Here is a 26875-nt window from a genome sequence, read left to right as displayed (position 1 = left end):
GAAACGGTGCCATCACTGTTGCGCAATTGTTCTCAGATGCGTCTTTTCTGCTGTGCTGGCTGACAGCGTCAATCGATTACAGGTGTCCGATGTCACGACCTGCCTTGTCTATCCGTGGCCTGACCAAGGTCTACGGCAACGGTTTTGAGGCGCTCAAGGGGATTGATCTTGACGTTCCCGAGGGCGATTTCTTCGCGCTGCTGGGCCCCAATGGGGCCGGCAAGTCCACGACCCTCGGCGTGGTGAGTTCGCTGGTGCAGAAGACCGCAGGCAAGGTCGAGATCTACGGAATCGATATCGACAAGGACTTCTCGAAGGCCAAGTATCACCTCGGTGTCGTGCCGCAGGAGTTCAACTTCAATCAGTTCGAGAAGGTGCAGGATATCGTGATGACCCAGGCGGGTTATTACGGCATGCCGATGAAGGAAGCGCGCCCGCGTGCCGAGCGTCTGCTCAGGGATCTCGGGCTGTGGGACAAGCGCGACACCCCGTCACGCATGCTGTCCGGTGGCATGAAGCGTCGTCTGATGATTGCCCGTGCGCTGATTCACAAGCCGCGTCTGTTGATTCTCGATGAGCCGACGGCCGGTGTGGATATCGAATTGCGCCGCTCGATGTGGGAGTTCATGCGCCGCATCAATCGGGAGGAGGGCACCACCATCATCCTCACCACGCATTACCTGGAAGAGGCCGAGAGCCTGTGCCGCAACATCGCCATCATCAATCATGGCGAGATCGTGCATAACACCAGCATGCGTGAGCTGCTCAAGGAGCTGGATGCGGAAACCTTCCTGCTCGACATTCGTGAGCCGCTGACCAAGGCGCCGGTGATTGCCGGGTTCGAGGTCTCCTTGAGTGACCCTCAGCAGCTGGCGCTCGCCGTGCGCAAGGGCCAGTCGATCAATACCGCCTTCGCGGCGCTGGATCGCGCTGGCATCACCGTGGTGTCGATGCGCAATCGTGCCAATCGTCTCGAGGAGCTGTTCGTCGACCTGGTCGAGCGTTCCAACGCCGAAAGCGGTATCGCCTCCAATGTTGCCAAGGAGATCACGCAGTGAACCCCCGTCAGCTATGGGTGGCTCTGGTCACCATCGTCGTCAAGGAAGTCCGTCGTTTCACGCGTATCTGGCCGCAGACGCTGTTGCCGCCTTCCATCACCATGACGCTCTATTTCGTCATCTTCGGCAATCTCATCGGCTCGCGCATCGGCACCATGGATGGCATCAGCTACATGGATTACATCGTGCCGGGGCTGATCATGATGTCGGTGATCACCAACTCGTATTCCAACGTGGCTTCGTCATTCTTCTCCAACAAGTTCCAGCGCAGCATCGAGGAGCTGATGGTCTCGCCGCTGCCCTCGTGGATCATCCTGCTCGGCTACATCATCGGTGGCGCCGTGCGCGGGCTGGGGGTCGGCATCATCGTGACCGCCGTGGCCTTCCTGTTCACGGACCTCGATATCCATCACCCCTTCCTGACCATCATGGTCGTGGTGCTGACGGCGCTGCTGTTCTCCATCGGTGGCTTCATCAATGCGCTGTTCGCGCGCAAGTTCGATGACATCTCGATCATTCCGACCTTCGTGCTCACGCCGCTGACCTACCTGGGTGGCGTCTTCTATTCCATCCACATGCTGCCGGAATTCTGGCAGACGGTGTCGCTGGCCAACCCGATCCTCTACATGGTCAACACCTTCCGCTACGGCATTCTGGGCGTCTCGGACATCAGCGTCGGCCCGGCGATGGCCGCCATCGTGGCCTTCATCATCGGCCTGTTCGCCTTCGCGCTGTGGCTGCTGGAGCGTGGCAAGGGCATCCGCAGCTGAAGATGTCGCCCAGACGATGATGGTAAGATGCGCGCTATCGCGCCAGTGCATGCAACGCCGACTTCTGCCGGCGTTCTGCTGTCTGCGCCCCCTGATATCGATGCTTTATTGGCCTATTTCACTGGAGTGCTGTCATGGCTCACCCCACTGCCGTCAACGTGCCCGACGAGGCGCGCCCCGAGACCCTCAAGGATGCCCCGCTCGGGCGAGAGTCCGCCTATCCCGAGCACTACGATGCCAGCCTGCTGTTCCCCATCGCGCGGGCGGCCAACCGTGGCCCCATCGGCATCGATGACGCGGCGCTGCCGTTCGTCGGTGAGGATGAGTGGCACGCCTTTGAAGTCTCCTGGCTGGATGAGGCCGGCAAGCCGTGGGTACGCGTGGCCCGTTTTCGCCTGCCGGCAGCCTCGCCGAACCTGATCGAATCCAAGTCCTGGAAGCTCTATCTCAACAGTCTCAATCAGAGCCGTTTCCCCGATCAGGCAGCGGTGCAGGCAACGCTGGAGCGTGACCTCGCCGCCGCGGCCGGGGCGCCGGTCGAGGTGTGCCTGCTGGAGCTGGACGATAGCGAGCTGGACGTCGGGCGTCTGCCGGGGGAGTGCCTCGATGACTTGCCGATCAGCGTCGAGCACTACACGCCGTCGCCGGAGCTGCTCAGCGCCGATGACGCCGACATCGTCAGCGAAGACCTGCACAGCCATCTGCTCAAGTCCAACTGCCCGGTCACCGGCCAGCCGGACTGGGGCAGTGTGTGGATCCGTTATCGCGGCCCGCGTATCGACCGCGAGCGCCTGCTGGCCTATCTGATCAGCTATCGCCAGCACCAGGATTTCCATGAGCACTGCGTCGAGCACCTGTTCGTCGACCTGATGGCGCGCGTGAAGCCCGAGTCTCTGCTGGTGATGGCGCGCTATGTGCGGCGTGGTGGCCTGGATATCAGCCCGTGGCGAGCCACGGCGGATCTCGAGGCCGAGGCCCGCGCCAGTCTGCCGCGGCGTCTCTCCCGGCAGTAGTCGTCTCTGTCACCTCGCCAACCAGATAGCGCCTTGGCAATCAGGTAGCGTCTTGCCAATCAGATAGATAGCAGCGAGTGATGAGACGGCGTACCGGCGACATGCTAGTGTGAGAATCATTCTTATCTTAAGTCTGTGACAGGAGAGACGATGGACGCGCTGACGTTACTGCATGAACGCAATTCCATGGGCAAGTTGATGGCGCCGGCCCCGAGCGCTGAGCAGATGGAGGCCATCTACCAGGCCGCCCTGCGCGCGCCGGACCACGCCGAGCTGACGCCCTGGCGCTTCATCGAATTCACGGGTGGCGGGCTTGAGCGCCTTGGCGAGCTGTTCGCCGAGGCGGAGCGCAACAAGTCGCCGGCCGGTGACGAGGCCGCCCAGGCCGCTGCCAGCAAGAAGCCGCTGCGTGCGCCGATGGTGATCGCGGTGATCGCCAGGGTCACGCCGGACCACCCCAAGGTGCCGCGTGTCGAGCAGGTGGTCAGTGCCGGCTGTGCCGCTCACGCCATGCTGTATGCCGCTCAGGCCCAGGGGCTCGGTGGTATGTGGCGCACCGGTGGCTACGCCTTTGACCCTATCGTGCACGCAGGGCTGGGCATGGGCGAGCAGGATGAGCTGGTCGGCTTCCTCTATCTCGGCACCCCGGGCGGACGCCTCAAGCCATTGCCGAACCGCAACAGTGCCGACTTCGTCGAACGCTGGCAGTGAAACGCTGAATGAGCGAGGCCCTTGATGAGCAGCGCTGAGCGAGGCCCTTGATGAGAGAGACGCTGAGTGAGTGAGACGCGAAATGAGCCGTCGCGCTTGAGTGGTGAGGCCTGGCCACCGTTGCCCCTGCCGCGTGATGCGCAGGGGCAGCCGGGCAGTCTCGCGGCGCCGGTCAGCGACGACCTGTCACGGTTTCGTGGCTGGCTGACGCAGGCGATCCCGCTGGCTGTTCATCTGGGGCTTGTCGAGATGCAGTGGTCAGAGCCCGAGCGTGCGACGGGTCAGCTGAGCTGGCATCTGCATCTGCCGCCCAATCTCAATGACAAGGGCACTGCCTTTGGTGGCGCCATGAGTCTCGAGGCGACCCTGTGTGGCTGGAGCTGGCTGACGCTCTGGCTGCGTGCACGCGGTATCCAGCGCGATATCGTGGTGTCGCAGGCCAGTCAGCGGTTTCTGGCCCCGGTCAGTGGCGACTATCACATCATCTGCGCGCCGGATGACATGGCAGCGCTGGACGAGGTGGGCGAGCGCCTAGCAGCAGGGCGGCGAGCGCGACTGTCGCTGACCCAGCAGCTGTGGTGTCAGGTCGAAGGGCAGTCCGCTCCGCGACTGTGTTTCGAGGCCCGCGGCGATTACGTGGTGCTGGGGCCGTGACGATGAGTGCGGTCTCGGCCCAGTGCGCATGGTGGAGCGTAGGGCGAGAGCGCTGACGCTATCTATCTGAAAGTTTTTGGAAAAAAGGCTTGCGCCACTCGAAGGTTATCGATAATATACGCCGCGTTCTCAAGGGAAACACGACGCAGTCGGGTGACCAATGAGAGCACTGATCTGGAGGGGTGTCCGAGTGGTCGAAGGAGCACGCCTGGAAAGTGTGTAAGTCGAAAGGCTTCGAGGGTTCGAATCCCTCCTCCTCCACCAGATTCAGAAAAGCCCGCATCTCACGATGCGGGCTTTTCGCGTTTCTGAGCGAGCTATCGAGCTTGCACTGCAGCGTCTGTCATCCTGAGCTGTTATCATGCCCGCCTTCAGACTCACCCCATCGCCTGTCGAACCTTCCCCGAACGCCTGATCTCGCGTCATGACGGCTGTCATGTCGTCAGGGACGTGCTCGGATGACGTCGGGCCCGCCTCCGGGATGCCCGGGGCACGAGATGGTGTGAGGCAAGACCGATTCCGCCTGCAAGAGGACATGAGATGGCTCGTATTGCCATGGCACGCCACATTCTGGTGAAGACCGAGGCCGAGGCGCAGCGTCTCAAGCAGTCACTGGAGCGCGGCCAGCCGTTCGAGAAACTGGCCAAGAAGCACTCCACCTGTCCCTCCGGCAAGCAGGGCGGTGACCTGGGCGAAGTGCGCCCCGGCCAGATGGTCGGCGGCATTGATCGCGCCATCTTCAAGGGGCCGCTCAATACCCTGCAGGGGCCGCTGAAGAGCAAGTTCGGCTATCACCTGCTGGAAGTCTTCTTCCGCGGCTGATGCCTGCCAGGCCTTTGCGGCTCCCCGTATTTCCCGGCGCCAGCGTGACACTTCGTCACCGCCCACCTTTTTCATTTCAAACGGATATTCCCTCGTGATCTCTACCGCCAATCTCACCATGCAGTTCGGTGCCAAGCCGCTGTTTGAAGACGTCTCCGCCAAGTTCGGGCGTGGCAATCGCTACGGCCTGATCGGCGCCAACGGCTGCGGCAAGTCGACCATGATGAAGATTCTCGGTGGCGATCTGGAGCCGTCCGGTGGTCACGTCATGCTCGAGCCCAACATCCGTCTGGGCAAGCTGCGTCAGGACCAGTTCGCCTATGAGGAATACACGGTGCTCGACACCGTCATCATGGGCCACGAGCGTCTGGCCGTGGTCAAGGCCGAGCGTGACCGCATCTACTCGCTGCCGGAGATGAGTGAGGAAGACGGCATGAAGGTTGCCGACCTCGAGGTCGAATTCGCCGAGCTGGATGGCTACACCGCCGAAGCGCGTGCCGGTGAGCTGCTGATGGGCCTCGATATCCCCATCGAGCAGCACCTGGGGCCGATGAGCGAAGTCGCGCCGGGCTGGAAGCTGCGCGTGCTGCTGGCACAGGCGCTGTTCTCCGATCCTGACGTCCTGCTGCTCGATGAGCCGACCAACCACCTGGACATCAACACCATCCGCTGGTTGGAAGGCGTGCTGACTGCACGTGCCAGCACCATGATCATCATCTCGCACGACCGTCACTTCCTGAACAGTGTCTGCACCCACATGGCGGACCTGGACTACGGTGAGCTGCGTCTGTTCCCGGGCAACTACGACGAGTACATGACCGCTGCCACCCAGGCGCGCGAACAGCTGCAGGCCGACAACGCCAAGAAGAAGGCGCAGATCGCCGAGCTGCAGTCCTTCGTCAGCCGCTTCTCCGCCAACGCCTCCAAGGCCAAGCAGGCGACCTCGCGTGCCAAGCAGATCGACAAGATCCAGCTCAACGAGATCAAGCCGTCCTCACGCGTCAGCCCGTTCATCCGCTTCGAGCAGACCAAGAAGGTCCACAACAACGCGGTGATGATCGACAAGCTCTCCAAGGGCTTCGACGGCAACACCCTGTTCGAGAACTTCAGCTTCACGGTCGCCGCCGGAGAGCGTGTCGCCATCATCGGCCCGAACGGCATCGGCAAGACCACGCTGCTGCGCACCCTGGTCGGCGAGATGCACCCGGACGCCGGTGAAGTGAAGTGGACCGACGCCGCGGACGTCGGCTACTACGCGCAGGACCACGCCCATGACTTCGCCAACGACATGAGCCTCTATGACTGGATGGCGCAGTGGACCGGCGGCGGCGAGCAGGTCGTGCGTGGCACCCTGGGTCGCATGCTGTTCTCCAATGACGACATCCAGAAGTCGGTCAAGGTCATCTCCGGTGGCGAGCAGGGCCGCATGCTGTTCGGCAAGCTGATCCTCAAGCAGCCCAACGTGCTGGTGATGGATGAGCCGACCAACCACCTGGACATGGAATCCATCGAGGCACTCAACCTCGCGCTGGAAAACTACCCAGGCACCCTGATCTTCGTCAGCCACGACCGCGAATTCGTCGGCTCGCTGGCCACCCGCATCATCGAGCTGAAGGCCGATGGCGTGGTCGACTTCTCCGGCACCTACGACGACTACCTGCGCAGCCAGGGCGTCATCGTCTGAGACTCGCCATGACTGGCTAGTCTGTCCGGTCTGACAAGACACCCTCATCGTCTCTGACGATGGGGGTGTCTTGTTTCCCATCTCCGGCCGCTGGCTGCGGCAGGCTTCTGGTAGAATGCCGGCCCGCGTGTGTCTGCACAGCCGATTTCCTTTCCTTTCTTCGCTTCACGGAGTGTCCCGCATGGCCACATATGACGTCATCATCATCGGCGCAGGCGCGGCAGGCCTGATGTGTGCCGCCACGGCAGGCTATCAGGGCAAGCGCGTGCTGGTGCTGGACCACGCCAACAAGGCCGGCAAGAAGATCCTGATGTCCGGCGGTGGGCGCTGCAACTTCACCAATCTGGATGCCGGCCCAGCCAACTTCTTCTCGCGCAATCCGCACTTCTGCATCTCGGCGCTCAAGCGCTATACGCCGCACCATTTCCTAGAACTGGTGGAGCGTCATGGGCTGGAGCACGTCGAGAAGAAGCCGGGACAGCTGTTCTGCGCCGATTCCGCCAAGGACCTGCTGGCGATCCTGATGACGGAGTGTGAATGGGCCGGGGCGGAGATTCGCCTGAGTACGCGCATCACCTCGCTGGAGCGCGCGGGCGAGGGCATGCGGGTCGAGACCAGCAATGGTACGCACACGGCAGGGCGCGTGGTGGTGGCCACCGGCGGCATGTCGATTCCGACGCTGGGCGCGACCGGCTTCGGCTACGACATCGCGCGCCAGTTCGGGCTCGAGGTCACCGATACCTACGCCGCGCTGGTGCCATTCACGCTGACCTCGCAGTGGAAGGAGCGTCTGTCGCCGCTGTCAGGGCTTGCCTGTGACGTCAGCGTCACCGCCGGCAAGGGCCATTATCGCGAACCGATGCTGATCACCCATCGCGGGCTTTCCGGTCCGGCGATGCTGCAGGCCTCCAGCTGGTGGACGCCCGGGCAGCCGTTGAGCATCGACTTGCTGCCGGGCGTGGATGCCTACGCCGAGCTGCTGGCCCTGCGCGAGCAGCATCCCAAGCGCCAGATCGGCCCCTGGCTTGGCGAGCGCCTGCCCAAGCGCCTCGCCCAGTCGCTGGTCGAGTGGCAGGACGCCGACGCCGGTCGCATCAGCGAGCGCAGCCTCGCCGAGCTTTCCAACGCGCGTCTCGAGCAGCTGGCCAAGGCACTCAATCACTGGCAGCTCAAGCCGGCGGGCACCGAAGGCTGGCGCACCGCCGAGGTGACCATGGGTGGCGTGGTCACTGACGCCATCTCGCAGAAGGACTTCAGCGTGCGCGATCTGCCGCAGCTGGCCTTCATCGGCGAGGTGCTGGATGTCACCGGGGAACTTGGCGGCTACAACTTCCAGTGGGCGTGGTCCTCGGCGGTGGCCTGCGGCTTGAACTGCTGACCGGCACCTTCTCGCCTCTGGCTGCGTCTCACGCCATCTGCTGGCGGATGGCGGGCAGGCGCTGCTCGACCAGCGCGACAAAGGCCTCGATTACCGGGCGGACCGGTGTGGTCGGGTAGTGCAGCTCCAGCGGTACCGCGCCGAGTGCCGGGCGCAGGGGAATGAACTGGCAGCCATCACGTTGCAGGCGGCGAATGCAGCCGGGCGCGATGGCGACTCCCAGTCCCGCCGCCACCTCACTGAGCAGTGTCTGCATCAAGGCCGGTTGGCGCTGGATGCGCGGCGAGAAGCCGGCATCGCCGCAGGCACTGATGATCTGATCGAACAGCCCCGTCGCCTGCCCGCGCTGAAACAGCACGAAATCTTCCTGCGCAAGCTCGCTGAGGGCCAGTCGCTTGCGGTGCGCCAGACGATGCCCCTCGGGCACCACCGCCATCAGCCTATCCTCGTAGACCGCCAGGGCGGTCAGGCTGTCACGCTGCTCGCTGGGAAGCGGGCGCGACAGCCCGATGTCGATCTCGTCACGCGCGAAGGCATCCAGCTGCTGCTGGGCGCTCATCTCATGCAATGACAGGCTGACCTCGGGATGGTCGCTGGCGAAGTCGCGCATCAGTCCGGGCACGAAGCTTGCGCAGGCCGAGCTCATGTAGCCGATGCGCAGTGTGCCGGTCTGGCCGCTTGCAGCCATCGCCACGCGCTTGCGTGCCTGCGCCTCCAGCGCCAGCATGCGCTGCGCTTCTTCCAGCAATGCCTCCCCCGGTCCCGTCACCTTCACCTCCCGCGTATTGCGCCATAGCAGGCTGACGCCCAGCTCGGCTTCGAGATCGGCGATCTGGCGGCTGATGGCGGGTTGCACGGTATGCAGCTCGCGGGCGGCGGCCGAGAAGCTTCTGTGCGTCGCCACCGAGACGAAGGTTTTCAGTGTGCGGAGTTCCATGCCGGCCCTCGTGGCTGATTGATGTTCAGTAAGTATAAGTCATATCAAGTATTGTCATTTCTATTATAAGCCTGCACTCGCTAGTCTGAAGGCCTGCCAAACCTCCCTTCGTCAGTCTCTGCCGTCTCGCCTTGTCTCCTGTCTCTTGCTGCTTGCCGCTGGCTTTGCCTCGCAAGCAGACAAGCAAGCGAGCAGGCGGGGCGCGTAGCGGCTGACAGGAGGGTTCTGAATTCGAGTGGAGCCAATATGACGACATCAACGAGTGGAGTGGCCGCGCAGGATACGCGCGGACCCTCACAACCGCTTTCTGCCGGCGGCCGTTTCACGCTGCTGGCCATCGCCTGTCTGACCATCATGGTGGGAACCGTGGTCGCACCGGGGCTTCTGAGCATCGCCTCGGCGCTTGAGGTGGAGAGCCATGCCAGCTGGCTGATTACCCTGCCGTCGCTGGGCGCCGTGCTGTTCGCGCCCATCGCCGGGCGCATGATCGATCGTGTCGGTGCCTATCGCTCGCTGGTGGGCGGGCTGTTCCTGTATGGCGTGCTGGGCGCGGGTGGCGCACTGCTGGAAGGCACCGTCGTCGTGTTCGCCGATCGCATTCTGCTCGGCGGCGTGACCGCCGTGGTGATGGCGGGCGGCACCACGCTGATCTCCGAGTGGTATCACGGCCATGCGCGTCTGGCGATGATCGCCCAGCAGGGCATGTCCATCGAGCTTGGCGGGGTGATCTTCCTGTTCGTCAGTGGTGTGCTGGCGGGTATCGCCTGGCAGTGGCCCTTCGCCCTCTATCTGCTGGCCTGGGTACTGCTGGCCATGCTGTGGATGATGGTGCCGAAACAGTCGCCTGAAGCGCCTGCCGAGGAGAGCGGAAATGCCGGCGGTGAGGCCTTGTCCTCCTCGCTGACCAGCGTCTACCTGGCCGCGGCCATCTCGTTGACGCTGTTCTTCACCGCCATCGTCATGCTGCCGATGCGCTTGAATCTGCTGGGGCTGGATGAAGCGGCCACCGGTATCTTCCTGGCGGGCATTTCGCTGGTCGCGGTGGTCGCGGCGATGCTGATGCCGAAGGTGTCGCGTGCCCTGGGTGAGATGCCGACGCTGGTGCTGGCCTTCCTGCTCTATGCCGGCAGCCTGTTCCTCTTCCAGCAGGCCGAGAACATGACGCTGATGAGCGTCGGTGCCGTGTTGTCCGGCATGGGCTTCGGCTTCTCGATCCCCTTGCTCAACCACATGACGGTGGAGCGCAGCCACACCTCGGTGCGCGGTCGCAATCTCTCCTACCTGACGATGGCGATCTTCCTGGGACAGTTCCTGACGTCCTTCCTGGAATTCCTGTCCGGTGACGGCAGCAACGTCTTCGGCGCCGCCGCCGTGCTGGGGCTGATCTTCGCGGTGCTCTATCTGGGCGTGTATCTGCTCAAGCGTGACAGCCGCAGCGCCTGATCGCGGCAGGGTTAACAGAACGACACGTCGCAATGACGAAAAAAAGCCCCGCCACCTGAATCCCAGGTGGCGGGGCTTTCGCTGTAATGCCGTGATCATTTGTCGAACAATATTCTCAGACGGCGAATCATCACCCAGCTCATCAGCCCGCGCTTGAGCAGGCTCAGGCCCTTCTTTGGCCGGAACCCGCCCCGCGCCGCGATCAGGCCGCCCACCAGCACCAACGGGCCGCGGTATTGCTGGACCTTGGCCCAGCCGCGGTCGATGGGGGCGGTGGCCTCCTTGAGTTCGCGCATCGCATGGCTGACATCGAGGCGCTGCTGACTGATGCGTGCTTCGAGTTCCGCACGCCGAGCGTCACGCGGATGTGCTGACCGGCGTCCGTTCCCCTGCACGGGGGGCAGCGCCGGCTCGCGTCGCGCGAGGGACTGTCTGGAAGAATTCATCTCGCCTCCTTGGCAGGCACTGGCAGGCGGGGCATCAAAGGTTTTCGCGTTGGCGCTGGCGTTCCAGTGCGTCGGCACGCACATCCTTGAGGCTGTCGCTGTCACGGCTCAGGTTGCTGAGCGTGGAACGCAGCAGGCTGCGCTGGGAAGCGATCACCTTGACGCGCCAGGCGATCAACCCCCCCAATGCCAGCAGGATACCGCCGCTCAGGGCGATGGCCAGCAGGCGGTGGGTATCCCAGAAGGTCACGACCACCAGCAGGATCGCCAGGCCGATGCCGAAGCAGATCAGCATCAGGGCGATACCCGACAGCAGCAGCATCACGAACAGCCGTTCGCGCTCTTCCTCGAGCTCCAGCACGGCGAGACGCAAGCGCGTCTCGCCACTCTCGACCAGGCTCGCAGTCAGACGTCGGATGGCGCCAAGTACGCGTTCAACCGGCCCTTGTTCCTGCATCAGCGACGGCCAAGCAGCATGCCGACGACGACACCGGCGGCCGCGCCGATACCGACACTGGTCCACGGGTTGTCGTGCACGTAGCGATCAGCGCAGTCCACGGATTCGCGCGCACCGGCGGCGAGGCGATCGCCCTGGGCGCTGAGGCGGGCGCGGGTGGCTTCCAGGCGAGTCTGGGCGCGGGCGCGGGCTTCCTTCATGCTCTCGCGGGAATCTTCAGCCGAGGCGTGCAGCAGTTCCTCGACGGTCTGGGACAGATGGCGCAGATCTTCCTTCAGCTGGTCGGTGTTGGCACCGGTCGCGGAAGTGGTGTGATCGCCGATCTTTTGCATAGCCATGGTGTAACTCCTTCCCGTATGTCGAATCAGATTTCGCGAATGGTGAGCGCGGTGTTGTCTGCGCTTGACTCTCGAACTCTCTCTTCCCTGGGGCGCCGCAGGCGGCAGGGCATGACCTGAATCCACTTGCACGAGACTCTTGCAAGCATCGTCAGCACGTCGTCATGACGCGTCTTGCGTGGTCATGCACAAGTCGTGGGGGTCGAATGCGACAAACACAAGGGCAAGACACGCACAGAGCACGATATCGCCATGTCACGTGCGGGAGGCATGATCTGGATCATGGACGTGCCACCTTGTCCACATGGTCGGTCCACATGGGCAGTCCACATAAGGGCGGTGCATACGGAGGGCAGATGGCAAGACGGGCAGCCTGGGCTGCCCGTTGCGGGAGGGTCATGCGAGTTCTTTTATCAGAACTTTTTGATCAGAACTCTTTGATCAGGTCTCGGGCGAGCCGGCGAAGAAGGTATTGATCGAGAAGCCCAGGCCAAAGCGATTCACGCTGTGGTCGTAGTCGATCAGGCTCTCACCGTAGCCGTGGTAGTACTGCACGTAGCCACGTACCTTGCCGAACAGCGGGAAGGAGTAGTCGAGCTGGTTGCCGTAGTTGCCCTTGGAGGGGTTGCCGCGCACCATCCAGGTGACTTCGTGCTGATCGGAGGTATAGCCGACCGTGATGTCGCCGTAGCCGATGTAGTTGTAGAGGTCCGGATTGTCGTCCTCGTCGGACTCCTCCGGCACGCGCCAGTGCGGCGTGACCGCGATGGCCCAGTCGCCGTTCTGGAACATCATGTCGGCGTAGACACGGTTCCAGCTGCGCGACAGCGGGTCGGAACGGCCGTTGGACTGATGCGCGAAACCGATGCGGTTGCGGGTATTGGTCCAGCCGAACAGCTCATAACGATTGTCGAACTGCAGGAAGGCTTCCGGCTCGTAATTGGTCTCGCGGAACGGCGCCGAGGCATCGGAGTTGTAGGCCTGCCACCAGCTGCGCTGGGTATAGGCGAAGAACACGTCGCCATTGTCACCGAAGATGTCATCCATCAGCTCGACCTTGAGGCTGAGCTGGTATTTCACCTCGGTCTTGTCCACCTCGCCTTCCTGGGTGACTTCGGCAAAGCCGTTGGCATCCGGGTTGGTGTTGTAGGCCCAGGGCAGCAGGTAATTGCGCTTGTAGGCGGTGATGGCCAGCGGATTCTTCTCGGCGTCGTTCTCCAGCACGACACGCTCCTTGGCGCGCTGCTGGGCCAGGCTTTCATCGAGGGGCGCATCGACGCTCTGGCCTTGTGCCCCCTCGGTCTCGGCCGCTTCCGCCGAGTAGCGCTCGTCATCCGCGTCTTCGCGGTTGGAGAGGAAGACCTGCTCGGTACGCGGGTCACTCTCGACGCCGTCCGCCGTGCCCGGTGCAGAGGCCGCCAGCTCGCGCCAGTCAGCCTGACTCATGGCACCCGCGCGGGCCTGGGCGGCAGTCATGCCCAGTGCTTCGGGAGCGAAGCGCTTGCCGTTGGCCAGTACCACGCGTCCTTCGGCATCCATGGTGTAGGGCACGTCGGCCGCTGCCGGTGCGGCGGCACCCAGCAGTACTGTGGCCAGCACTCCCGAGAGGCGTGCAGGGACGGACCGGAATCCGATGGAGGCAAGGCGGAGGGGCATGGAAATATCCTGTCGGTTACACCGCGGCGGGGGAGCAGCGCATTATGGAGCAATGTTCATGACATGTCTGCCATTCTACTGGTGGCGCAGTGTCCGGTTCCAGCACGAAGATTCCGACAGGTGCGTCGCCTCGATGCGACGATGCATGTCGCTCACGCTGGCCTGCAAGCATCGCTTTCTCGCCCCGTCACTCTTTGCTGCATTCTCCGCTTCACTCTCTAGTTCAATCTCCACTTCATCCTTTGCTGGGCGGCCGCCGGCGGACGTTTGCCGACAAGGATTGCGTGGGATGCAGCGCCAGTCGACAATGCGGCCCTTGCCCGCGTTTGCGGCCGGTCACGATGTCATCCTGCATGGCTGGCGGCGGCCTGGCGGGGCAGCAGAGCCGATGAAGAAGTGCGGTGGTGACCATTGAGGAGACAGCTGTGACAGGTAACAAGTCCTTGAGACTGATGATGTTGGCAGGCGCCTTGCTGCTGATGGTGCTGCTGGCCTGGGTGCCGGCCACGGCCAGTGCGGACGCCCCGAAGCGTGCTGATGTCCAGACTCAGCTTGAAGACCTGCAGAGCGTCGAGAAACCGGATGCCGACACCCGTCAGCGCATCGCGGACCTCAAGGATACCCTGACGGTGCTCGACGACCTCGCCGAAGCCACCAGCAGCCTGAATTCCCTCAAGAGTGAGGTCAAGGAGGCGCCGGCGGAGTTGGCGAAGGCGCAGGCCGAGCTGGCGCGCCTGCCTCAGGACTACACCCCGCCCAGCATCGCCTCGCTGGAAGACGAGTCGGTCGAGGCGCTGGACAAGCGCATGACCTCGATTCTCGACTCGCTGCAGAACCTGCAGGACAAGCTGGCCGACACCAATCGGCGCCTGATCAATGCCCAGAGCCTGCCGGAGCGTTCGCGCTCGACCCTGGCCGATGCACAGCAGCAGGTGCAGCGCCTGCAGACCCAGCTGGGTGGCAGCGGCGATGCCGACCTGTCCGGCACCGGGCGTGACCTGATCGAGGCCCGCCTGGCGCTGGCCGAGACGCGTGGCGAGCTGAGCCATTCAGAGCTCAATTCAAGCTCTCTGCTGCGTGAGCTGGCCCAGGTGCGCAAGACCCTCTACAGCCGTCAGATCGCCAATCTGGAGCAGGACCTGGAGCAGGTCCAGACGCTGGTCAACGACAAGCGCCGCAACCAGTCCGAGCAGACCATCGCCGATGCCACCAGTGGCGAGAATGCCGCGCTGGCCGACAACCCCATCTTCCAGCAGGTGCTCAACCGCAACCGCGAACTCAGCAGCCAGCTGCTGGCGATCACCGATCGCGTCAACGCCGTGATTCGCGATGGGCTGGAGGTGCGCACCCAGCTCGACCGCGTCACCCAGGTCGAGCGCACCATGAGCGAGCAGATCGAGGCCATCAAGGGCAGCGTCCTGCTGGCGCGTATCCTGCGTGAGCAGCAGAGTCGCCTGCCGCAGGTCGATGTGCGCAAGGACTTGAAGGAAGAGATCGCCGACCTGCGCCTCAAGCAGTTCGAACTCAACAAGGTGCGCGAGCAACTCGCCGATATTCCGGGCTATCTCAATTCCTACGTGCTGGGCGAGGCCGCGGCGCTGGAACGCCCCGGCGGCAATGCCGATGTCAGCCAGATCAGCGCCGAGCTGCGTCAGGCGTTGATCGGTCAGCTGGAGGCGCGCAAGGAGCTGGTCGACAAGCTCGACAAGGAATACGACAGCCTGCTGGCACGCGCCATCGACCTGCAGCTCAACCAGCAGCAGCTGCTGGAAGTGTCAGGGCGTCTGCGCCAGACCATCGAGGAGCAGCTGTTCTGGGTCGCCAATGGCAAGCCGCTGGATCTCGACTGGCTGTCGCGTACCCCGGAAATGCTCGCCGAGGAGCTCAGGCCCAACGTCTGGCGTGGCGTGGTGGCGGGGCTGTCCAAGGGCTTTCAGCTCAGTGACCTGTGGGTGGCGCTGCCGGGCTTGCTGCTGCTGATCTTCATCACCTGGAAGCGTTCGCGCATCCGTGCGCGCCTGGCGGACCTGCACGCCCAGATAGGGCGCCTGAAGCAGGACACCCAGCTGCATACGCCGCGCGCCATTCTGCTCAACGTCCTGCTGGCCATCCCCGGCGCGCTGGCGCTGGCGCTGATCGGCGGCGTGCTGTCGCTGGGCGAGGGCATCATGCTGTGGGCGTTGGGCCAGGCGCTGTTGAAGCTGTCGCTGGCGTGGGGCATCTTCGCCATCTTCCGCCGCCTGCTGGTCAAGGACGGTGTCGCCGAGCGTCACTTCCAGTGGCCGGCCAACTACGTGGCGGAGCTGCGCCGCCATATCTGGTGGCTGGGCTTCGCGCTGCTGCCGGTGGTGCTGACCACCAACATCATCAGCGAGGCGGACCTCAACCTGCTCGAGCGTCCGCTGGGGCTGGCCATTCTGTTCGTGGGCCTGATGGCGATGAGCTTCTGTCTGTCGCGACTGATTCTGGCCCACGTCCCCTTCTTCGGCCTCAAGCTGTTCCGACTGATTCTGGGCCTTGCGATGGCGCTGGTGCCGGTGGCGCTGGGCGTGCTGATCTGTCTCGGCTACGAGTACACCGCGCTGCGCCTGTGTGGCCGCTTCATCACCACCATCTTCCTGTTCGGGGCCTGGATTCTGGTGGAAGCCACCGTGGTGCGCGGGCTGGCAGTCGCCGCGCGGCGTCTGGCCTATCGTCGCGCCGTAGCGCGTCGCCGTGCCCAGGTGCAGGAGGGCGCCGAAGGCGGTGTCGAGGTGGTGGAAGAGCCGCCGCTGGACATGGAGCAGGTCAACTCCCAGTCACTGCGTCTCTCGAAGCTGATCCTGGTCATCAGCTTCCTGTCGATCTTCTATGTGGTGTGGGCCGATCTGCTCAATGTGCTCAGCTATCTCGACAGCGTGGTGGTGTGGGAAATCGCCGCTTCCGTCGAGGGCGATTCGGCGACGCCCATCTCGCTGGCGGACTTGATCGCGGGCATGATCACCCTCGCCGTGGCGGTGATGATGGCGCGCAACCTGCCGGGCCTGCTGGAGGTCTCGATCCTGTCGCGGCTCGAGCTCAAGCAGGGCTCCAGCTACGCGATCACCTCGCTGCTGTCCTACGTGATCATGGCCACCGGCTTCGTGATGACATTGGGCAGCATGGGCGTCAGCTGGGACAAGCTGCAGTGGCTGGTGGCGGCGTTGAGTGTCGGGTTGGGCTTCGGTCTGCAGGAGATCTTCGCCAACTTCATCTCGGGCCTGATCATCCTGTTCGAGCGGCCGGTGCGCATCGGCGACACCATCACCATCGGCAACCTGCATGGCACGGTCAATCGCATCCGGATCCGCGCCACCACGGTGACGGATTTCGATCGCAAGGAGATCATCATTCCCAACAAGGTATTCGTCACCGACCAGCTGATCAACTGGTCGCTGTCGGACAACGTCACGCGGGTGGTGCTCAATTTCGGTGTCGCCCATGGCAGTGATCTGGATCTGGCGCATCGTCTGCTGATGCAGGCCGCCCAGGAAAACAGGCGGGTGCTCAAGGACCCGGAGCCGCTGGTGTTCTGCCTGACCTACAACCAGGACAACTTCGGTTTCGAGCTGCGCATCTACGTCAATGACCTGACCGATCGCCTCTACGCCACCGATGAGATCAACCGCTGGGTGGACGCACGTTTCCGTGAGCATGGCCTCAAGGTCGCCTTCCAGCAGATGGATGTCTGGCTGCATCGCGACGATGGCACCGAGCGCCTCGTCGAGCAGCGCAGCGCCTCGGCGGAGCCGTTGCGCCCCGCCAGCGGCTCACCGGAAAGCAGCGAGACGGAAAGCACGGAGTATCAGAGCAGCGAGCACCGGGAAGGTGGTGCGCTGATCGCGCGGCGCAAGCCCGCCGAGGGTCTGGCAGGCCGTGAGGACGCCGGGCTGCGCGAGGCCGCACCGGACGCCGATGGCGGTGATGGCGGCGGAGATGCCGGTGGTCGCTGACGCTGAATCCACTGCTCATGTCATTGAATGCCGCATGGCATCACGCACAAGGCGCCCCGCGGGGCGCCTTGTGCGTGATGGGCTCGGAGCTGTGTTTAGTGCGTTTACAGAACGGGAGGGGCTAGCCAGCCCTGACACCACGCATCATTGGTTCAATTCGGGCTGCGTGGCTGACGGGGCCTCGAATTCCAGTACCCAGCGGCTCAGGAAACTGGCCTGCTTGAGGCGATCGAGTGTCGCCAACAGGCCAGGGCCGATCTCGATCGGACGTAGTGCATCGCCCAGTTGCTCGCGCATATGCTGAGCGCTGCCCTCGCCACGCACCTCGGGGTGCAGTGCGCCCAGCTGGCTGTCGCTGGCCACCGCCTGCTGGCCTTCCAGACTCAGCCACCAGTCGAGAAAGGCCTCACCGGCCTCGGGATGAGGCGCCTGCTGGGGGACGAAGGCCAGCCGGCGCTGAATCAGCACGTAGTCTTCCGGCACGATCACCACCAGCTCCGGATGGGCGCGGGCAAAGGTCACCGCGTAGGGGCCGACCAGGTTGTAGGCGATATCCACCTCGCCGCTGGCCAGCGCCTCGAGCATGGCGCCGGTGGTGCTGACCAGTCTGGCATCGGCCTGACCCATGGCGCGCACCAGCGTCCAGTAGCGCGGCGATTGACGGGCATCGGACACGGCGTAGGTGAAGCCGGAGCCGCTGCGGCGCGGGTCGTAGCTGATGATGCGGCCGCGCAGCTGCTCGCGGCGCGTCTCGAGCAGGTGCCAGAAGTCGCGATGGCTGCGCAGCACATCGCGGGGATTGCGCAGGCCGTCGAGGTCCGCCAGACGCTTGAGCGCATCACGTCGCGCCACCATCACGATCGGCTCGAAGCTCATCGCATACAGCTCATTGCGCCAGCGTGAGTTGGCCGGCCAGGCGGCCAGATTGGGGGCCTCGAGTGCCAGGGCGTGACCCTGATTGGCGAGTCGGTACTGCAGGCCCATGGCCGAGGAGATCATCAGATCCGCCTGCGGTGTCAGCGGTGCCTGCAGGTACTGTGCTTCAAGCCCCAAGGCGGAGCGATTGACGTAGTGCAGCACTCGCTCAGGATGCTGGCGGCTGTAACGCAGCAGCAGCGGGCGAATCTCGGGCAGGTCCAGCGCGGCGTGAATCGTCAGATCGGCCGCGTGGCTGGCGTCGCTGTCAGGCGCGGGCGCCGTGACTGGCTGGCCGCCCTGCAACCACAGCGATTGATGCTCTTCGAGCAGCGGGTCAAACGCTGCCTGGGTCGCCGCCCGGGACGCCGCCTGACTAAAGGGGCTCACAAGCACGGCCAGCACGAGGCAGGCCGTCAGCCGTCCAGATCGCTGTCTGCCCGGGCGGTGATTGTCATGACCGTGATGGTCAGAGCAGCGATTGTCAGAATGCTGCTGCCCGGTTGGCGGTCGTCTCGCTAGCATGCTGTGCCTCCTGTCTTCGCAGGCTTGCCGGCCTGTGCTGATTCATCATCCCCACCCACTCTCACCTCAGGCGCTGCACAGGGCGCCAGATGCAGACTGACGCATAGCCCGCAGGACGCGCCTGTCTCGTCTGCGTCGTCTGCGTCGGCTGCGCGGGTTGCATCGTCTGTGCGGGATGCAGGATCAGCAGCCTGCGTCATGCTGCGTGCTGTCGCGTCGCTAAGCGTCAGGCGCGCATCGTGGTGTCGCGCGATGCCATCGACGATCGCCAGCCCCAGTCCGGCGCCTTCGTGATGCTTGAGCTCATCGGGCTGCTGCGCCGGCGCCTGATCATGACTGTCGGGCTGGGTGTTGCGGTGGAAGGGGCGCAGCACCAGCAGGCGCCGCTCGGCGTCGATGCCCGGGCCATCATCCTCGACACTCAACCGCCAGCGGCCCGCCAGTGCGGCACTGTCCGATTGCGTGAACGTGGCATCGCTCGGTGTCGCCATCCGGCTCAGGGTGAGTGTGACGGTGCGTGCGCCGTGCTTGCAGGCATTGTCGATCAGATTGGCCAGTGCCTCCTCCAGCTGCCACTCGACGCCCAGCGTCCAGGCGGCGCCATCGATGTCCGGGGCGATCTCGAGGCCGAGGTCCACGCCGGCGCGATCACAGCGCAGGAACAGCCGGCTGACGGTGGCGCGCGCCAGCGCTGACAGCTCCAGCGGCACGCGCGGCGGCTGCACCTCCGGGTTGTTGAGGCGTGTCAGCGACAGCAGCTGATTGGCCAGATGGGCGGTATGGCTGGCGGTGGCCTGCATCTGGCCCAGCGCGGCATGCCAGGCGCTGGGGTCCTGCTGGCGCAGTGCCAGCTCGGCGTGAGCGGAGAGTCCCGCCAGCGGGGTGCGCAGCTGGTGCGAGGCATCACCGATGAAGCGCTCCTGGTTGGCGCGCACGCGGCGCATGCGCGCCAGCAGGTCATTGATGGTGTGCTTGAGCTCCTCGAGCTCGCGCGGCAGGGGCAGGTTGAGCGGCGCCAGACTGCGCGAGTCGCGTTCGCGAATGGCGCGGCGCAGGCGGGTCAGCGGCGACAGCGCCAGCCGGACGCCGATCAGCACCACCAGCAGTGCCAGCGTGGCCATGCCCGCCAGACGCACCAGCGAGCCACTGAACAGCTCACGCGTCAGGGTGTCTCGCCCCTCGCGGGTATGGGCGACGCGAATGCTGTAACGCTGGCCGTGGCGTGGGTCATCGCCCCAGCCGCCCAAGCGGGTATCGAGGCTGCCCAGCCGCAGTGCCTGTCCCTGCCAGGCGATATCGCGAAACGACAGCTCGCCGCTGCGTCCGAGTGATTCCTGCGGGGCCAGGCGACCATTGGCGGCGCGATTGGCATCCGGCAGGTGGGTATTGCCGGTGACCTGCTCGCCATCGGCATCCACCAGGCTGTAGAAGACGCGTTCCTGGGCGTCGGTAGCCAGCATCTCGAGGGCGGCGGGCGGCAGGTCGAGCCACAGCTGGCCGTCCTGCCATTTGACCTGCTCCGCGATGGTGACCAGCGAGGCCTCCAGCAGCCGGTCGTAGGCGCGGTCCGCTGCCTCACGCGCCGACAGGAAGGCCTGCACCAGCAATAGCGTGCCCAGCGCCAGCAGAGGCAGCAGCAGCCAGCTCAGCAGGCGCCGATAGAGGCTGATACTGCGTTTTGCCTCTGTCTGTGGGCGTGGTGAGGGTGCGGAATTCAAGCGCTGCCGTCCGTGGTCTGTTCCAGTAGATAGCCAAGGCCACGGATGGTGCGCAGATTGACGTCGCTGCCTTCCAGGCGCTTGCGCAGGCGATGCACATAGACCTCGATGGCGTTGTCGCCCACGGCCTCTTCCTCACCGAAGGCCTCGCGGGTCAGGCGCGCCTTGTCCACCGGTTCGCCGGCATGCTGGATCAGACAACCCAGCAGGCGCTGTTCGCGGGGCGGCAGCGCCAGTGGGGCATCGGCGAGCAGAAAGCGTGCATTGAGTGGCTCGAAGGCCAGGCTGCCGAGAGTCAGGCGTGGGGCGATGCCAGGCGAGGGCGCCGGCTGCTGGCTGGCCTGAAGAGTGGCCTGCTGACTGGCCTGAAGAGTGGCATGGCGGCGCAGCAGGGCGCGCACGCGGGCTTCCAGCTCATCGAGCACGAAGGGCTTGGCAAGATAGTCATCGGCGCCCAGGTCCAGCCCGCGCACGCGATCTTCGATGGCGCCGCGCGCGGTGAGAATCAGCACCGGGGTCTGGCGATCGTGCTGGCGCAGCGCGGCGAGAATCTCGAGCCCGGAAGCGCCGGGCAGGTTGAGGTCGAGTACGATCAGCGCGAAGCCGTGATCGTGGTGGGCCGCCAGGCGGGCAAGCGCCGCGGCGCCGTCGGCCAGGTGGGTGACCGCAAGGCCCTCGGCGGAAAAGACGCTGCACAGCGTGCTGGACAGCAGGGCGTCGTCCTCGACCAGCAGCAGGGCCGGGGGCGGTGCGGTGGCTGGGCCATGCGCTGAGGCGTCAGCCGCTGAATCGTCAGCCGCTGAGGGGAGTGAGTCGGGAGAAGTCATCCGGGCTCCGCAAGGGCGCGTCAGGTACGCGACAAGAGTGATGAGAGTCAGGCACAGGGCCGGTCTGCGACCTGCAATGGCCGCTTGAAGGCGCAATATTGCCTCAAACAGGCAGCCAATGGCGCTTGCGCCAGCGTATCATTGGTGGCCTGTTTCGTGTCGCTGACAAGGAAGCCAGCATGCCATCCGTTCCGCTATTGCAGCGCCTCAAGGCGCGCGCCTCTCGTCTCTCGCCAGCCCATAGGCTCACGGCTGTCATGTCGCTCAGGGCTGTCACGTCGCTCAAGGCTGCCACCTCGCTCAAGGCTGACGCGCCGCTCAGGCCGCTGCTGACCTCGCTGGCGCTGGGGGTGGTGGGCGGTTGGCTGTTCCAGCTCACCGGCATGCCGCTGGCGTGGATGCTGGGGCCGCTGGTCGCCAATCTGCTGGGCGCGATGGCCGGGCTGAGGCTGGGCGTACCGGACCGCCTGCGCAACCTGTTTCTGGGGGTGCTGGGGCTGACGCTGGGCGCGCGCGTCTCGCCCGAGCTGGTCTCGCACCTCTCCAGCTGGTGGTTGTCGGCGTTGCTGCTGCTGGCGGGGGTGTGGGCCTCGACGCTGGCCTGCGCCGCCTGGTATCGCCGCTGTGGTTTTGACGCCACCAGTGCGTGGTTCTCCTCGGTGCCCGGCGCGCTGACGGCGATGGTGGTGATCGGCGAGCGCATCGGTGGCGACCCGCAGCGCATCGCGGTGGCGCAATCGTTGCGGGTGCTGCTGGTGATCATGATTCTGCCGCCGCTCTATTGGGTGCTGGAAGGTGCGGCGGGCACGCCCGGCATCGGCAGCGATGTGGCGGTAAGCGGCCTGTGGCTGATCGCGGTGCTGCCGTTTCTGCTGCCCCTGGCCAGGCGACTGCGCATTCCCAATGCCTCGCTGCTGGCGCCACTGTTGCTGGCGCTGGTGCTGTCGCTTGGCGACGTGGTGCGTTTCTCGCCACCGGTATGGGGCACCGATGTCATGCAGCTGGTGCTGGGCTGCGCCATCGGGGCGCGCTTCAAGGGCCTTACGCCGCGGGTGCTGGTCGGGGTGATGGGCCAGTCGGGCGTGGCGACCCTGATCTCGCTGTCGGTGCTGGGCTGCTTTGCCGAGCTGATCCATCAGCTGATGGGCGTGCCGCGTGATGTGGCCTTTCTCGCCCTGGCGCCCGGCGGTATCGGCGAGATGGCGCTATTGGCGGTGGCGCTCGATCTCGACCCGATCTTCGTCGCCTTCCATCACCTTCTGCGCCTGATCGTCCTGATGCTGTTGCTGCCGGTGATGGCGCGTCATTTCCGCCATCGCCGAGCGCGTGAGGCGACGCAATAGCCCGTGGCGTGATCTCCCCTTGTGAGGGCGGCGATGCGCTGTTATAGTGTGCGCCTTGATCACGCCAAGTGCTTGAAGTTCAAGCGATTGGCTCGGTAGTTCACCGAATGATCATATTTGTGGTGGCCCTGTCGGTCCTCCCGCAATGCTAGGCTGCAAACCCCGCCAGGCCCGGAAGGGAGCAACGGTAGTGGCTGACGCGTGTGCCGGGATGTGGCTGATGGGGCCGCCTCCATTTCAGGGCCTTGAAAGTGGCTGCTCGTGAAATGTCCGAATCATCCCGCCTGCTGTGCAAGGCTCTATCTCAAGTCCTCGCAAGCCCCCCCTGCAAGCCCTTCGCTTTACGTTGCCTGAAGCCTTTCGCCACACCCTCGCTGTCTGAATCTGTCATCTCCTGCCTGTCCCGAGCCCCGCTTGGCGTTTCGTCGTGCCCGCAATTCGGGACGAGCACCACGCCTGTCATCCGGCCTCGTGCCCTCAATCCTGCTACGCAAGTGGCATCGTGCTTTGAAGCCACACGGCAAGTCGCTAGAATGAGCGCATTCTCAGCGAGGCCTCGTCATCGGTCTCCGTCTGTCGACCGTCGGGGGTAAAGCCCAGCCGGGTCGTGCAGGTTTCAGCTCATGTTTCAGATCGCCCAAGGAATGCCCCGCTCAATGAGCTATCAGGTATTGGCGCGCAAGTGGCGCCCGCGCAATTTTCACGAACTGATCGGTCAGGAGCATGTCAGCCGTGCGCTGGTCAATGCCCTCGATCAGGGGCGCCTGCACCATGCCTATCTGTTCACCGGGACCCGCGGTGTCGGCAAGACGACGCTGGCGCGCATCCTGGCCAAGTGCCTGAACTGTGAAGAGGGCGTCAGCTCCAGGCCGTGTGGCGTTTGTGGCACCTGTCGCGAGATCGATGAGGGCCGCTTCGTCGACCTGATCGAAGTCGACGCCGCCTCGCGGACCAAGGTCGAGGATACGCGTGAGCTGCTGGACAACGTCCAGTACGCGCCGACCCAGGGCCGCTACAAGGTGTACCTCATCGATGAGGTGCACATGCTGTCGACCCACAGTTTCAATGCGCTGCTCAAGACGCTGGAAGAGCCGCCGCCCCACGTGAAGTTCCTGCTCGCGACCACTGATCCGCAGAAGCTGCCGGTCACCATCCTGTCGCGCTGCCTGCAGTTCACGCTCAAGAACATGCCGCCGGTGCGCGTGGTCGAGCACCTGTCCGACATTCTCGCCCGCGAGGAAGTCAGCTTCGAGGAAGACGCGCTGTGGCTGCTCGGCAAGGCTGCCGATGGCTCGATGCGTGACGCCATGAGTCTGACCGATCAGGCGATCGCCTTCGGCCATGGTCAGGTGCGGCGCGAAGATGTCGCCGCCATGCTCGGCACGCTGGATCACCGCCATGTGCTGGCGCTGCTGGAGTGTCTGGCCTCGCTGGACGCCGCGAGTCTGCTGGCGGAGGTGGCGACACTGGCCGAGCAGGGGCCGGACTACGGCGGGGTGCTGGATGACATGGCCTCCGTCTTCCACCGTCTGGCGATCGCCCAGATGGTGCCGAGCGCACTGGACAACGGGCATGGCGACCGTGATGCGCTGCTGGCGCTGGCCAGCCGTTTCACCGGTGAAGACGTGCAGCTCTATTACCAGATCGCCCTGCAGGGGCGTGGCGACATGGCCAACGCCCCGGATGCGCGCACCGCGCTGGAAATGACGCTGCTGCGCATGCTGGCCTTCCGCCCGCAGGGCGTGCCGCGCCCGGCGCAGACGCCGCTGCCGATGACCGGCCAGGCGGAGGGTGCGAACGCGCCTGGCGCTCAAGCTCCGGCGCCTGTCCAGCAAGCGCCTGTTCAACAGGCTCCTGTTCAGCAAGCTCCGGCTCAGCAGGCTCCTGTTCAAGAAGCTCCGGTTCAGCAGGCACCTGTCCAGCAGGCTCAGCCTCAGCAAGCACCGGCAGCCCCGATGGCACCCGCGCCTCAGCCTGCCGCACCAGTGGCCGCGCCAGCGACCGAAGCACATCCGCCGATGGCCGACGAGCCGCCCCCGTGGGCGACGGAGGACGCTTCGCAGGACGCCCGGGATGCCGGCTTTCGCGACGTAGCGCAAGACGTGCCCCAGCCAGCGGCCGCGCCAGTGTCGGCGCCAGCGCCAGAACAGACGGCAGCTCCCGCACAGGCGCCCGCTGCGCCCAGTTCGGCGATGTCACGCCTGAGTGCCGCCTTCGGTTCCGCGCCGGCGCAGCCAGAGGCTGCTGAGTCATCGGCTCCGCAGCCCGCTGAAATGGCAGCGCCGCAGCCCGCTGAAGCCGTACCAGCAGCGCTAGAGCCCGCTGAAGCTGAAACGTCAGCACCAGCACAGCCCGAGCCCGCTGCACCGCCGGCGCCTGAGCCGGCCGTGTCTGAGCCGGTCGCAAACGAGCCGGTCGCCAGCGAGCCAGCCGTGGCAGCGCAACCGCTGCCGGAGCCTGCTCCCGCACCGGAGCCGGCACCCGCGGCTGCTCCCACGCCGGCGCCGAGCGCCCCGAGTACCGATGGTCGCTTGAATCACGCCGCGTGGCTGGAGCTGTTCCCCTCACTGGGGCTGGGCGGCATCACGCGCAATATCGGCGCGCATTGCCTGGTCGAGCACGATGACGGCACCCACCTCAAGTTGAGGCTGGACCCCGCCCAGTCGGCGATGATGGCCGAAGTCCATCAGGAGCGCATTCGCAAGGCGCTGGCGGGCCAGGGCGTGGAGCGTGTGCTGGAGATCAGCGTCGCGCCGCTGCCGGAAGGTCTGGAAACGCCGCACAGTCGTCGCATTCGTCTGCTGGGCGAACGTCATGTGCGCGCGGTTGAAGCCTTGCGTGCTGACCCGCATATCCAGTCCATGGAGCAACAGCTGGGCGCACGTCTGATCGAGGAAAGCGTCAACTCCTTCGAGCCGGACGATTTCTGACGCTCTGGGCAGTTTCGACCGAGTGTCGGCGGTGCCGGGCATCGCTGACGCTTTCCCGGATTCGCGGTGCGTGTGCCGACAAGGCATGCACACCACAGGCCGGAGGTGCCACGACATGGCACGTCCGGCAGACAGCATTTATCGTTAGGTCATGTTCAACACGTTATTGATGAGGTGAGCCATGTTCGGTGGAAAAGGCGGTATGGGTAACATCATGAAGCAGGCGCAGGAAATGCAGGAGCGCATGCAGAAGGTCCAGGAAGAAGCCGCCAAGGCGGAAGTCCAGGGCGAATCCGGCGCGGGCATGGTCAAGGTCACCATGAACGGTCGTCATGACGTCGCGCGCGTCGAGATCGACCCGAGCCTGATGGAAGAAGACAAGGAGCTGCTGGAAGATCTGCTGGCGGCCGCCGTCAATGACGCGGTGCGCAAAGTCGAAGTCAATTCCAAGAAGCAGATGGAAGAGGCGACTGCTGGCATGAACCTTCCGGCCGGCTTCAAGATGCCGTTCTGATGGGATTTTCGCCGCTGGTAGATCAGTTGCTGGATGCCTTGCGCGTGCTGCCGGGCGTTGGCCCGCGAACGGCACAGCGCATGGCGCTGCATCTGCTGGAGCGTGATCGCATGGGCGCCGACCGTCTGGTCGGCGTGCTGGGCGAGGCGCTGGAGCGCGTCGGTTATTGCGCGCGCTGTCGCACGCTGACCGAGGAAGAGGTCTGTCAGCTGTGCCTGAGTCCGCGGCGTGATGAGCGCGTGCTGTGCGTGGTGGAATCGCCCGCCGACCAGCTCGCCATCGAGGGCGCGGGTGGCTATGTGGGGCGCTATTTCGTGCTGCACGGCCATCTGTCGCCGCTGGATGGTATCGGGCCCGAGGATATCGGGCTGGATGCGCTGGAAACCCGCGTCCGCGAGAGCCAGATCGAGGAGCTGGTGCTGGCCACCAACCCGACGGTCGAGGGCGAGGCCACCGCACATTACATCGCCGAGCAGCTTCGCGATGTGCAGCACGGTGGGCAGCCGCTCAAGCTGACGCGTCTGGCCTATGGCGTGCCGATGGGCGGGGAGCTTGAATACGTCGATGGCGGCACGCTCAGTCGTGCTTTCAGCGGCCGTCTGCCGTTCACCCTCGGCGAGATCTGATGCGATACCGGTGCCGACGCTGTTCGGCACCGGCATCAAGGCAACTTCGGTAGCAAAGCAGCTTCGGTATCAAAGCAACTACAGCAGCACGTCTGCGGGCGTGGTGGTCAGGAACCACCACGCCCGCGGTCGTTTACCG

22 protein-coding genes, 1 tRNA gene and 1 other RNA gene are annotated in these 26875 nt (G+C 64.7%); 16 read left to right on the top strand and 8 right to left on the bottom strand.

The window, feature by feature from the left end:
* The first annotated feature begins 89 nt into the window (after positions 1-89).
* The 9 genes from LCW13_RS13895 (at position 90) to LCW13_RS13855 (ending at position 8090) form a co-directional block, all read left to right on the top strand.
* Entirely contained in the window at positions 90-1058 is a 969-nt protein-coding gene (locus tag LCW13_RS13895; protein WP_043333884.1) for an ABC transporter ATP-binding protein, read from the top strand.
* Positions 1055-1828, top strand: a complete 774-nt coding sequence (locus LCW13_RS13890) for an ABC transporter permease (RefSeq protein ID WP_043333883.1) — start codon at positions 1055-1057, stop codon at positions 1826-1828. The genes LCW13_RS13895 and LCW13_RS13890 overlap by 4 nt, the downstream gene beginning before the upstream one ends.
* 134 nt (positions 1829-1962) lie before the next feature.
* The gene (gene queF, locus LCW13_RS13885; RefSeq protein WP_225347203.1) at positions 1963-2841 is read left to right on the top strand and encodes an NADPH-dependent 7-cyano-7-deazaguanine reductase QueF; all 879 of its coding nucleotides are present in this window, start codon (positions 1963-1965) and stop codon (positions 2839-2841) included.
* 150 nt (positions 2842-2991) lie between these two features.
* Positions 2992-3552 carry an NAD(P)H nitroreductase gene (locus LCW13_RS13880; protein WP_054555640.1) on the top strand — a complete coding sequence of 187 codons (561 nt, stop codon included), beginning with the start codon at positions 2992-2994 and terminating at the stop codon, positions 3550-3552.
* Positions 3553-3618: 66 nt separating this feature from the next.
* Positions 3619-4206, top strand: a complete 588-nt coding sequence (locus tag LCW13_RS13875) for a YiiD C-terminal domain-containing protein (RefSeq protein ID WP_225347202.1) — start codon at positions 3619-3621, stop codon at positions 4204-4206.
* Between the two features lie 176 nt (positions 4207-4382).
* A tRNA-Ser gene (locus LCW13_RS13870) sits at positions 4383-4470 on the top strand.
* A gap of 276 nt (positions 4471-4746) precedes the next feature.
* Complete coding sequence (locus LCW13_RS13865; RefSeq protein ID WP_043333877.1) at positions 4747-5028, top strand: peptidylprolyl isomerase; 282 nt, start codon at positions 4747-4749, stop codon at positions 5026-5028.
* Between the two features lie 94 nt (positions 5029-5122).
* Positions 5123-6712, top strand: coding sequence for an ABC-F family ATPase (locus LCW13_RS13860; protein ID WP_225347201.1), 1590 nt, complete (start codon positions 5123-5125; stop codon positions 6710-6712).
* A 181-nt stretch (positions 6713-6893) separates the two neighbouring features.
* Positions 6894-8090, top strand: coding sequence for a BaiN/RdsA family NAD(P)/FAD-dependent oxidoreductase (locus tag LCW13_RS13855; RefSeq protein ID WP_225347200.1), 1197 nt, complete (start codon positions 6894-6896; stop codon positions 8088-8090).
* A 28-nt stretch (positions 8091-8118) separates the two neighbouring features.
* On the opposite strand, the gene LCW13_RS13850 is transcribed toward LCW13_RS13855, so the two are convergent.
* On the bottom strand, positions 8119-9027 hold the full coding sequence (locus LCW13_RS13850) for a LysR family transcriptional regulator (RefSeq protein ID WP_225347199.1): 909 nt from the start codon (positions 9025-9027) through the stop codon (positions 8119-8121).
* A gap of 246 nt (positions 9028-9273) precedes the next feature.
* Between LCW13_RS13850 and LCW13_RS13845 the strand changes: the two genes are divergently transcribed.
* The gene (locus tag LCW13_RS13845) at positions 9274-10470 is read left to right on the top strand and encodes an MFS transporter (RefSeq protein WP_225347198.1); all 1197 of its coding nucleotides are present in this window, start codon (positions 9274-9276) and stop codon (positions 10468-10470) included.
* A gap of 95 nt (positions 10471-10565) precedes the next feature.
* Here the strand turns inward: LCW13_RS13845 and LCW13_RS13840 are convergent, their stop codons facing one another.
* The 4 genes from LCW13_RS13840 to LCW13_RS13825 all read right to left on the bottom strand — a co-directional run bounded on the left by LCW13_RS13840 (position 10566) and on the right by LCW13_RS13825 (position 13367).
* Positions 10566-10916: a YqjK-like family protein gene (locus tag LCW13_RS13840; RefSeq protein WP_225347197.1), complete on the bottom strand. Its 351-nt coding sequence runs from the start codon at positions 10914-10916 to the stop codon at positions 10566-10568.
* A gap of 34 nt (positions 10917-10950) precedes the next feature.
* Positions 10951-11373, bottom strand: a complete 423-nt coding sequence (locus LCW13_RS13835; protein ID WP_225347196.1) for a phage holin family protein — start codon at positions 11371-11373, stop codon at positions 10951-10953.
* A complete protein-coding gene (locus tag LCW13_RS13830; RefSeq protein ID WP_082388358.1) occupies positions 11373-11711 on the bottom strand; it encodes a DUF883 family protein in 339 nt (112 codons plus the stop codon). Before LCW13_RS13830 ends, LCW13_RS13835 begins: the two co-directional genes overlap by 1 nt.
* 441 nt (positions 11712-12152) lie before the next feature.
* Positions 12153-13367, bottom strand: a complete 1215-nt coding sequence (locus LCW13_RS13825; RefSeq protein WP_225347195.1) for a phospholipase A — start codon at positions 13365-13367, stop codon at positions 12153-12155.
* Positions 13368-13792: 425 nt separating this feature from the next.
* On the opposite strand from LCW13_RS13825, the gene mscK reads away from it, so the two are divergent.
* A complete protein-coding gene (mscK, locus tag LCW13_RS13820; protein WP_225347194.1) occupies positions 13793-17338 on the top strand; it encodes a mechanosensitive channel MscK in 3546 nt (1181 codons plus the stop codon).
* A gap of 144 nt (positions 17339-17482) precedes the next feature.
* Here the strand turns inward: mscK and LCW13_RS13815 are convergent, their stop codons facing one another.
* The 3 genes from LCW13_RS13815 to LCW13_RS13805 form a co-directional block, all read right to left on the bottom strand.
* Entirely contained in the window at positions 17483-18643 is a 1161-nt protein-coding gene (locus tag LCW13_RS13815) for an ABC transporter substrate-binding protein (protein WP_225347193.1), read from the bottom strand.
* Between the two features lie 128 nt (positions 18644-18771).
* Positions 18772-20496 carry a sensor histidine kinase gene (locus LCW13_RS13810; RefSeq protein WP_225347192.1) on the bottom strand — a complete coding sequence of 575 codons (1725 nt, stop codon included), beginning with the start codon at positions 20494-20496 and terminating at the stop codon, positions 18772-18774.
* A complete protein-coding gene (locus tag LCW13_RS13805; RefSeq protein ID WP_225347191.1) occupies positions 20493-21323 on the bottom strand; it encodes a response regulator transcription factor in 831 nt (276 codons plus the stop codon). Before LCW13_RS13805 ends, LCW13_RS13810 begins: the two co-directional genes overlap by 4 nt.
* Before the next feature lie 179 nt (positions 21324-21502).
* Between LCW13_RS13805 and LCW13_RS13800 the strand changes: the two genes are divergently transcribed.
* The 5 genes from LCW13_RS13800 (at position 21503) to recR (ending at position 26736) form a co-directional block, all read left to right on the top strand.
* On the top strand, positions 21503-22666 hold the full coding sequence (locus LCW13_RS13800; RefSeq protein WP_225347190.1) for an AbrB family transcriptional regulator: 1164 nt from the start codon (positions 21503-21505) through the stop codon (positions 22664-22666).
* 129 nt (positions 22667-22795) lie between these two features.
* Positions 22796-22892: signal recognition particle sRNA small type (ffs, locus tag LCW13_RS13795), an RNA gene on the top strand.
* Positions 22893-23322: 430 nt separating this feature from the next.
* Positions 23323-25596, top strand: coding sequence for a DNA polymerase III subunit gamma/tau (dnaX, locus tag LCW13_RS13790; protein ID WP_225347189.1), 2274 nt, complete (start codon positions 23323-23325; stop codon positions 25594-25596).
* Positions 25597-25777: 181 nt separating this feature from the next.
* Complete coding sequence (locus LCW13_RS13785) at positions 25778-26110, top strand: YbaB/EbfC family nucleoid-associated protein (protein WP_043333871.1); 333 nt, start codon at positions 25778-25780, stop codon at positions 26108-26110.
* Positions 26110-26736 (top strand): recombination mediator RecR, encoded by a 627-nt coding sequence (recR, locus tag LCW13_RS13780; RefSeq protein ID WP_043333870.1) that lies wholly within the window; start codon positions 26110-26112, stop codon positions 26734-26736. The genes LCW13_RS13785 and recR overlap by 1 nt, the downstream gene beginning before the upstream one ends.
* Positions 26737-26875: the final 139 nt, after the last annotated feature.

The sequence above is a fragment of the Cobetia amphilecti genome (assembly GCF_020217465.1).
Taxonomy (GTDB): domain Bacteria; phylum Pseudomonadota; class Gammaproteobacteria; order Pseudomonadales; family Halomonadaceae; genus Cobetia; species Cobetia amphilecti.
The sequence above is the reverse complement of the archived record's forward strand: the minus strand, read 5'-3'. Positions and strand labels throughout refer to the sequence as shown.

Bases quoted from the DNA above. Each gene is read 5' to 3' on its own strand.
- LCW13_RS13895 (WP_043333884.1), top strand. From the start codon at position 90: ATGTCACGACCTGCCTTGTCTATCCGTGGCCTGACCAAGGTCTACGGC.
- queF (WP_225347203.1), top strand. From the start codon at position 1,963: ATGGCTCACCCCACTGCCGTCAACGTGCCCGACGAGGCGCGCCCCGAG.
- LCW13_RS13880 (WP_054555640.1), top strand. From the start codon at position 2,992: ATGGACGCGCTGACGTTACTGCATGAACGCAATTCCATGGGCAAGTTG.
- LCW13_RS13865 (WP_043333877.1), top strand. From the start codon at position 4,747: ATGGCTCGTATTGCCATGGCACGCCACATTCTGGTGAAGACCGAGGCC.
- LCW13_RS13855 (WP_225347200.1), top strand. From the start codon at position 6,894: ATGGCCACATATGACGTCATCATCATCGGCGCAGGCGCGGCAGGCCTG.
- LCW13_RS13850 (WP_225347199.1), bottom strand. From the start codon at position 9,027: ATGGAACTCCGCACACTGAAAACCTTCGTCTCGGTGGCGACGCACAGA.
- LCW13_RS13845 (WP_225347198.1), top strand. From the start codon at position 9,274: ATGACGACATCAACGAGTGGAGTGGCCGCGCAGGATACGCGCGGACCC.
- LCW13_RS13840 (WP_225347197.1), bottom strand. From the start codon at position 10,916: ATGAATTCTTCCAGACAGTCCCTCGCGCGACGCGAGCCGGCGCTGCCC.
- LCW13_RS13835 (WP_225347196.1), bottom strand. From the start codon at position 11,373: ATGCAGGAACAAGGGCCGGTTGAACGCGTACTTGGCGCCATCCGACGT.
- LCW13_RS13830 (WP_082388358.1), bottom strand. From the start codon at position 11,711: ATGGCTATGCAAAAGATCGGCGATCACACCACTTCCGCGACCGGTGCC.
- LCW13_RS13825 (WP_225347195.1), bottom strand. From the start codon at position 13,367: ATGCCCCTCCGCCTTGCCTCCATCGGATTCCGGTCCGTCCCTGCACGC.
- LCW13_RS13805 (WP_225347191.1), bottom strand. From the start codon at position 21,323: ATGACTTCTCCCGACTCACTCCCCTCAGCGGCTGACGATTCAGCGGCT.
- LCW13_RS13800 (WP_225347190.1), top strand. From the start codon at position 21,503: ATGCCATCCGTTCCGCTATTGCAGCGCCTCAAGGCGCGCGCCTCTCGT.
- dnaX (WP_225347189.1), top strand. From the start codon at position 23,323: ATGAGCTATCAGGTATTGGCGCGCAAGTGGCGCCCGCGCAATTTTCAC.
- LCW13_RS13785 (WP_043333871.1), top strand. From the start codon at position 25,778: ATGTTCGGTGGAAAAGGCGGTATGGGTAACATCATGAAGCAGGCGCAG.
- recR (WP_043333870.1), top strand. From the start codon at position 26,110: ATGGGATTTTCGCCGCTGGTAGATCAGTTGCTGGATGCCTTGCGCGTG.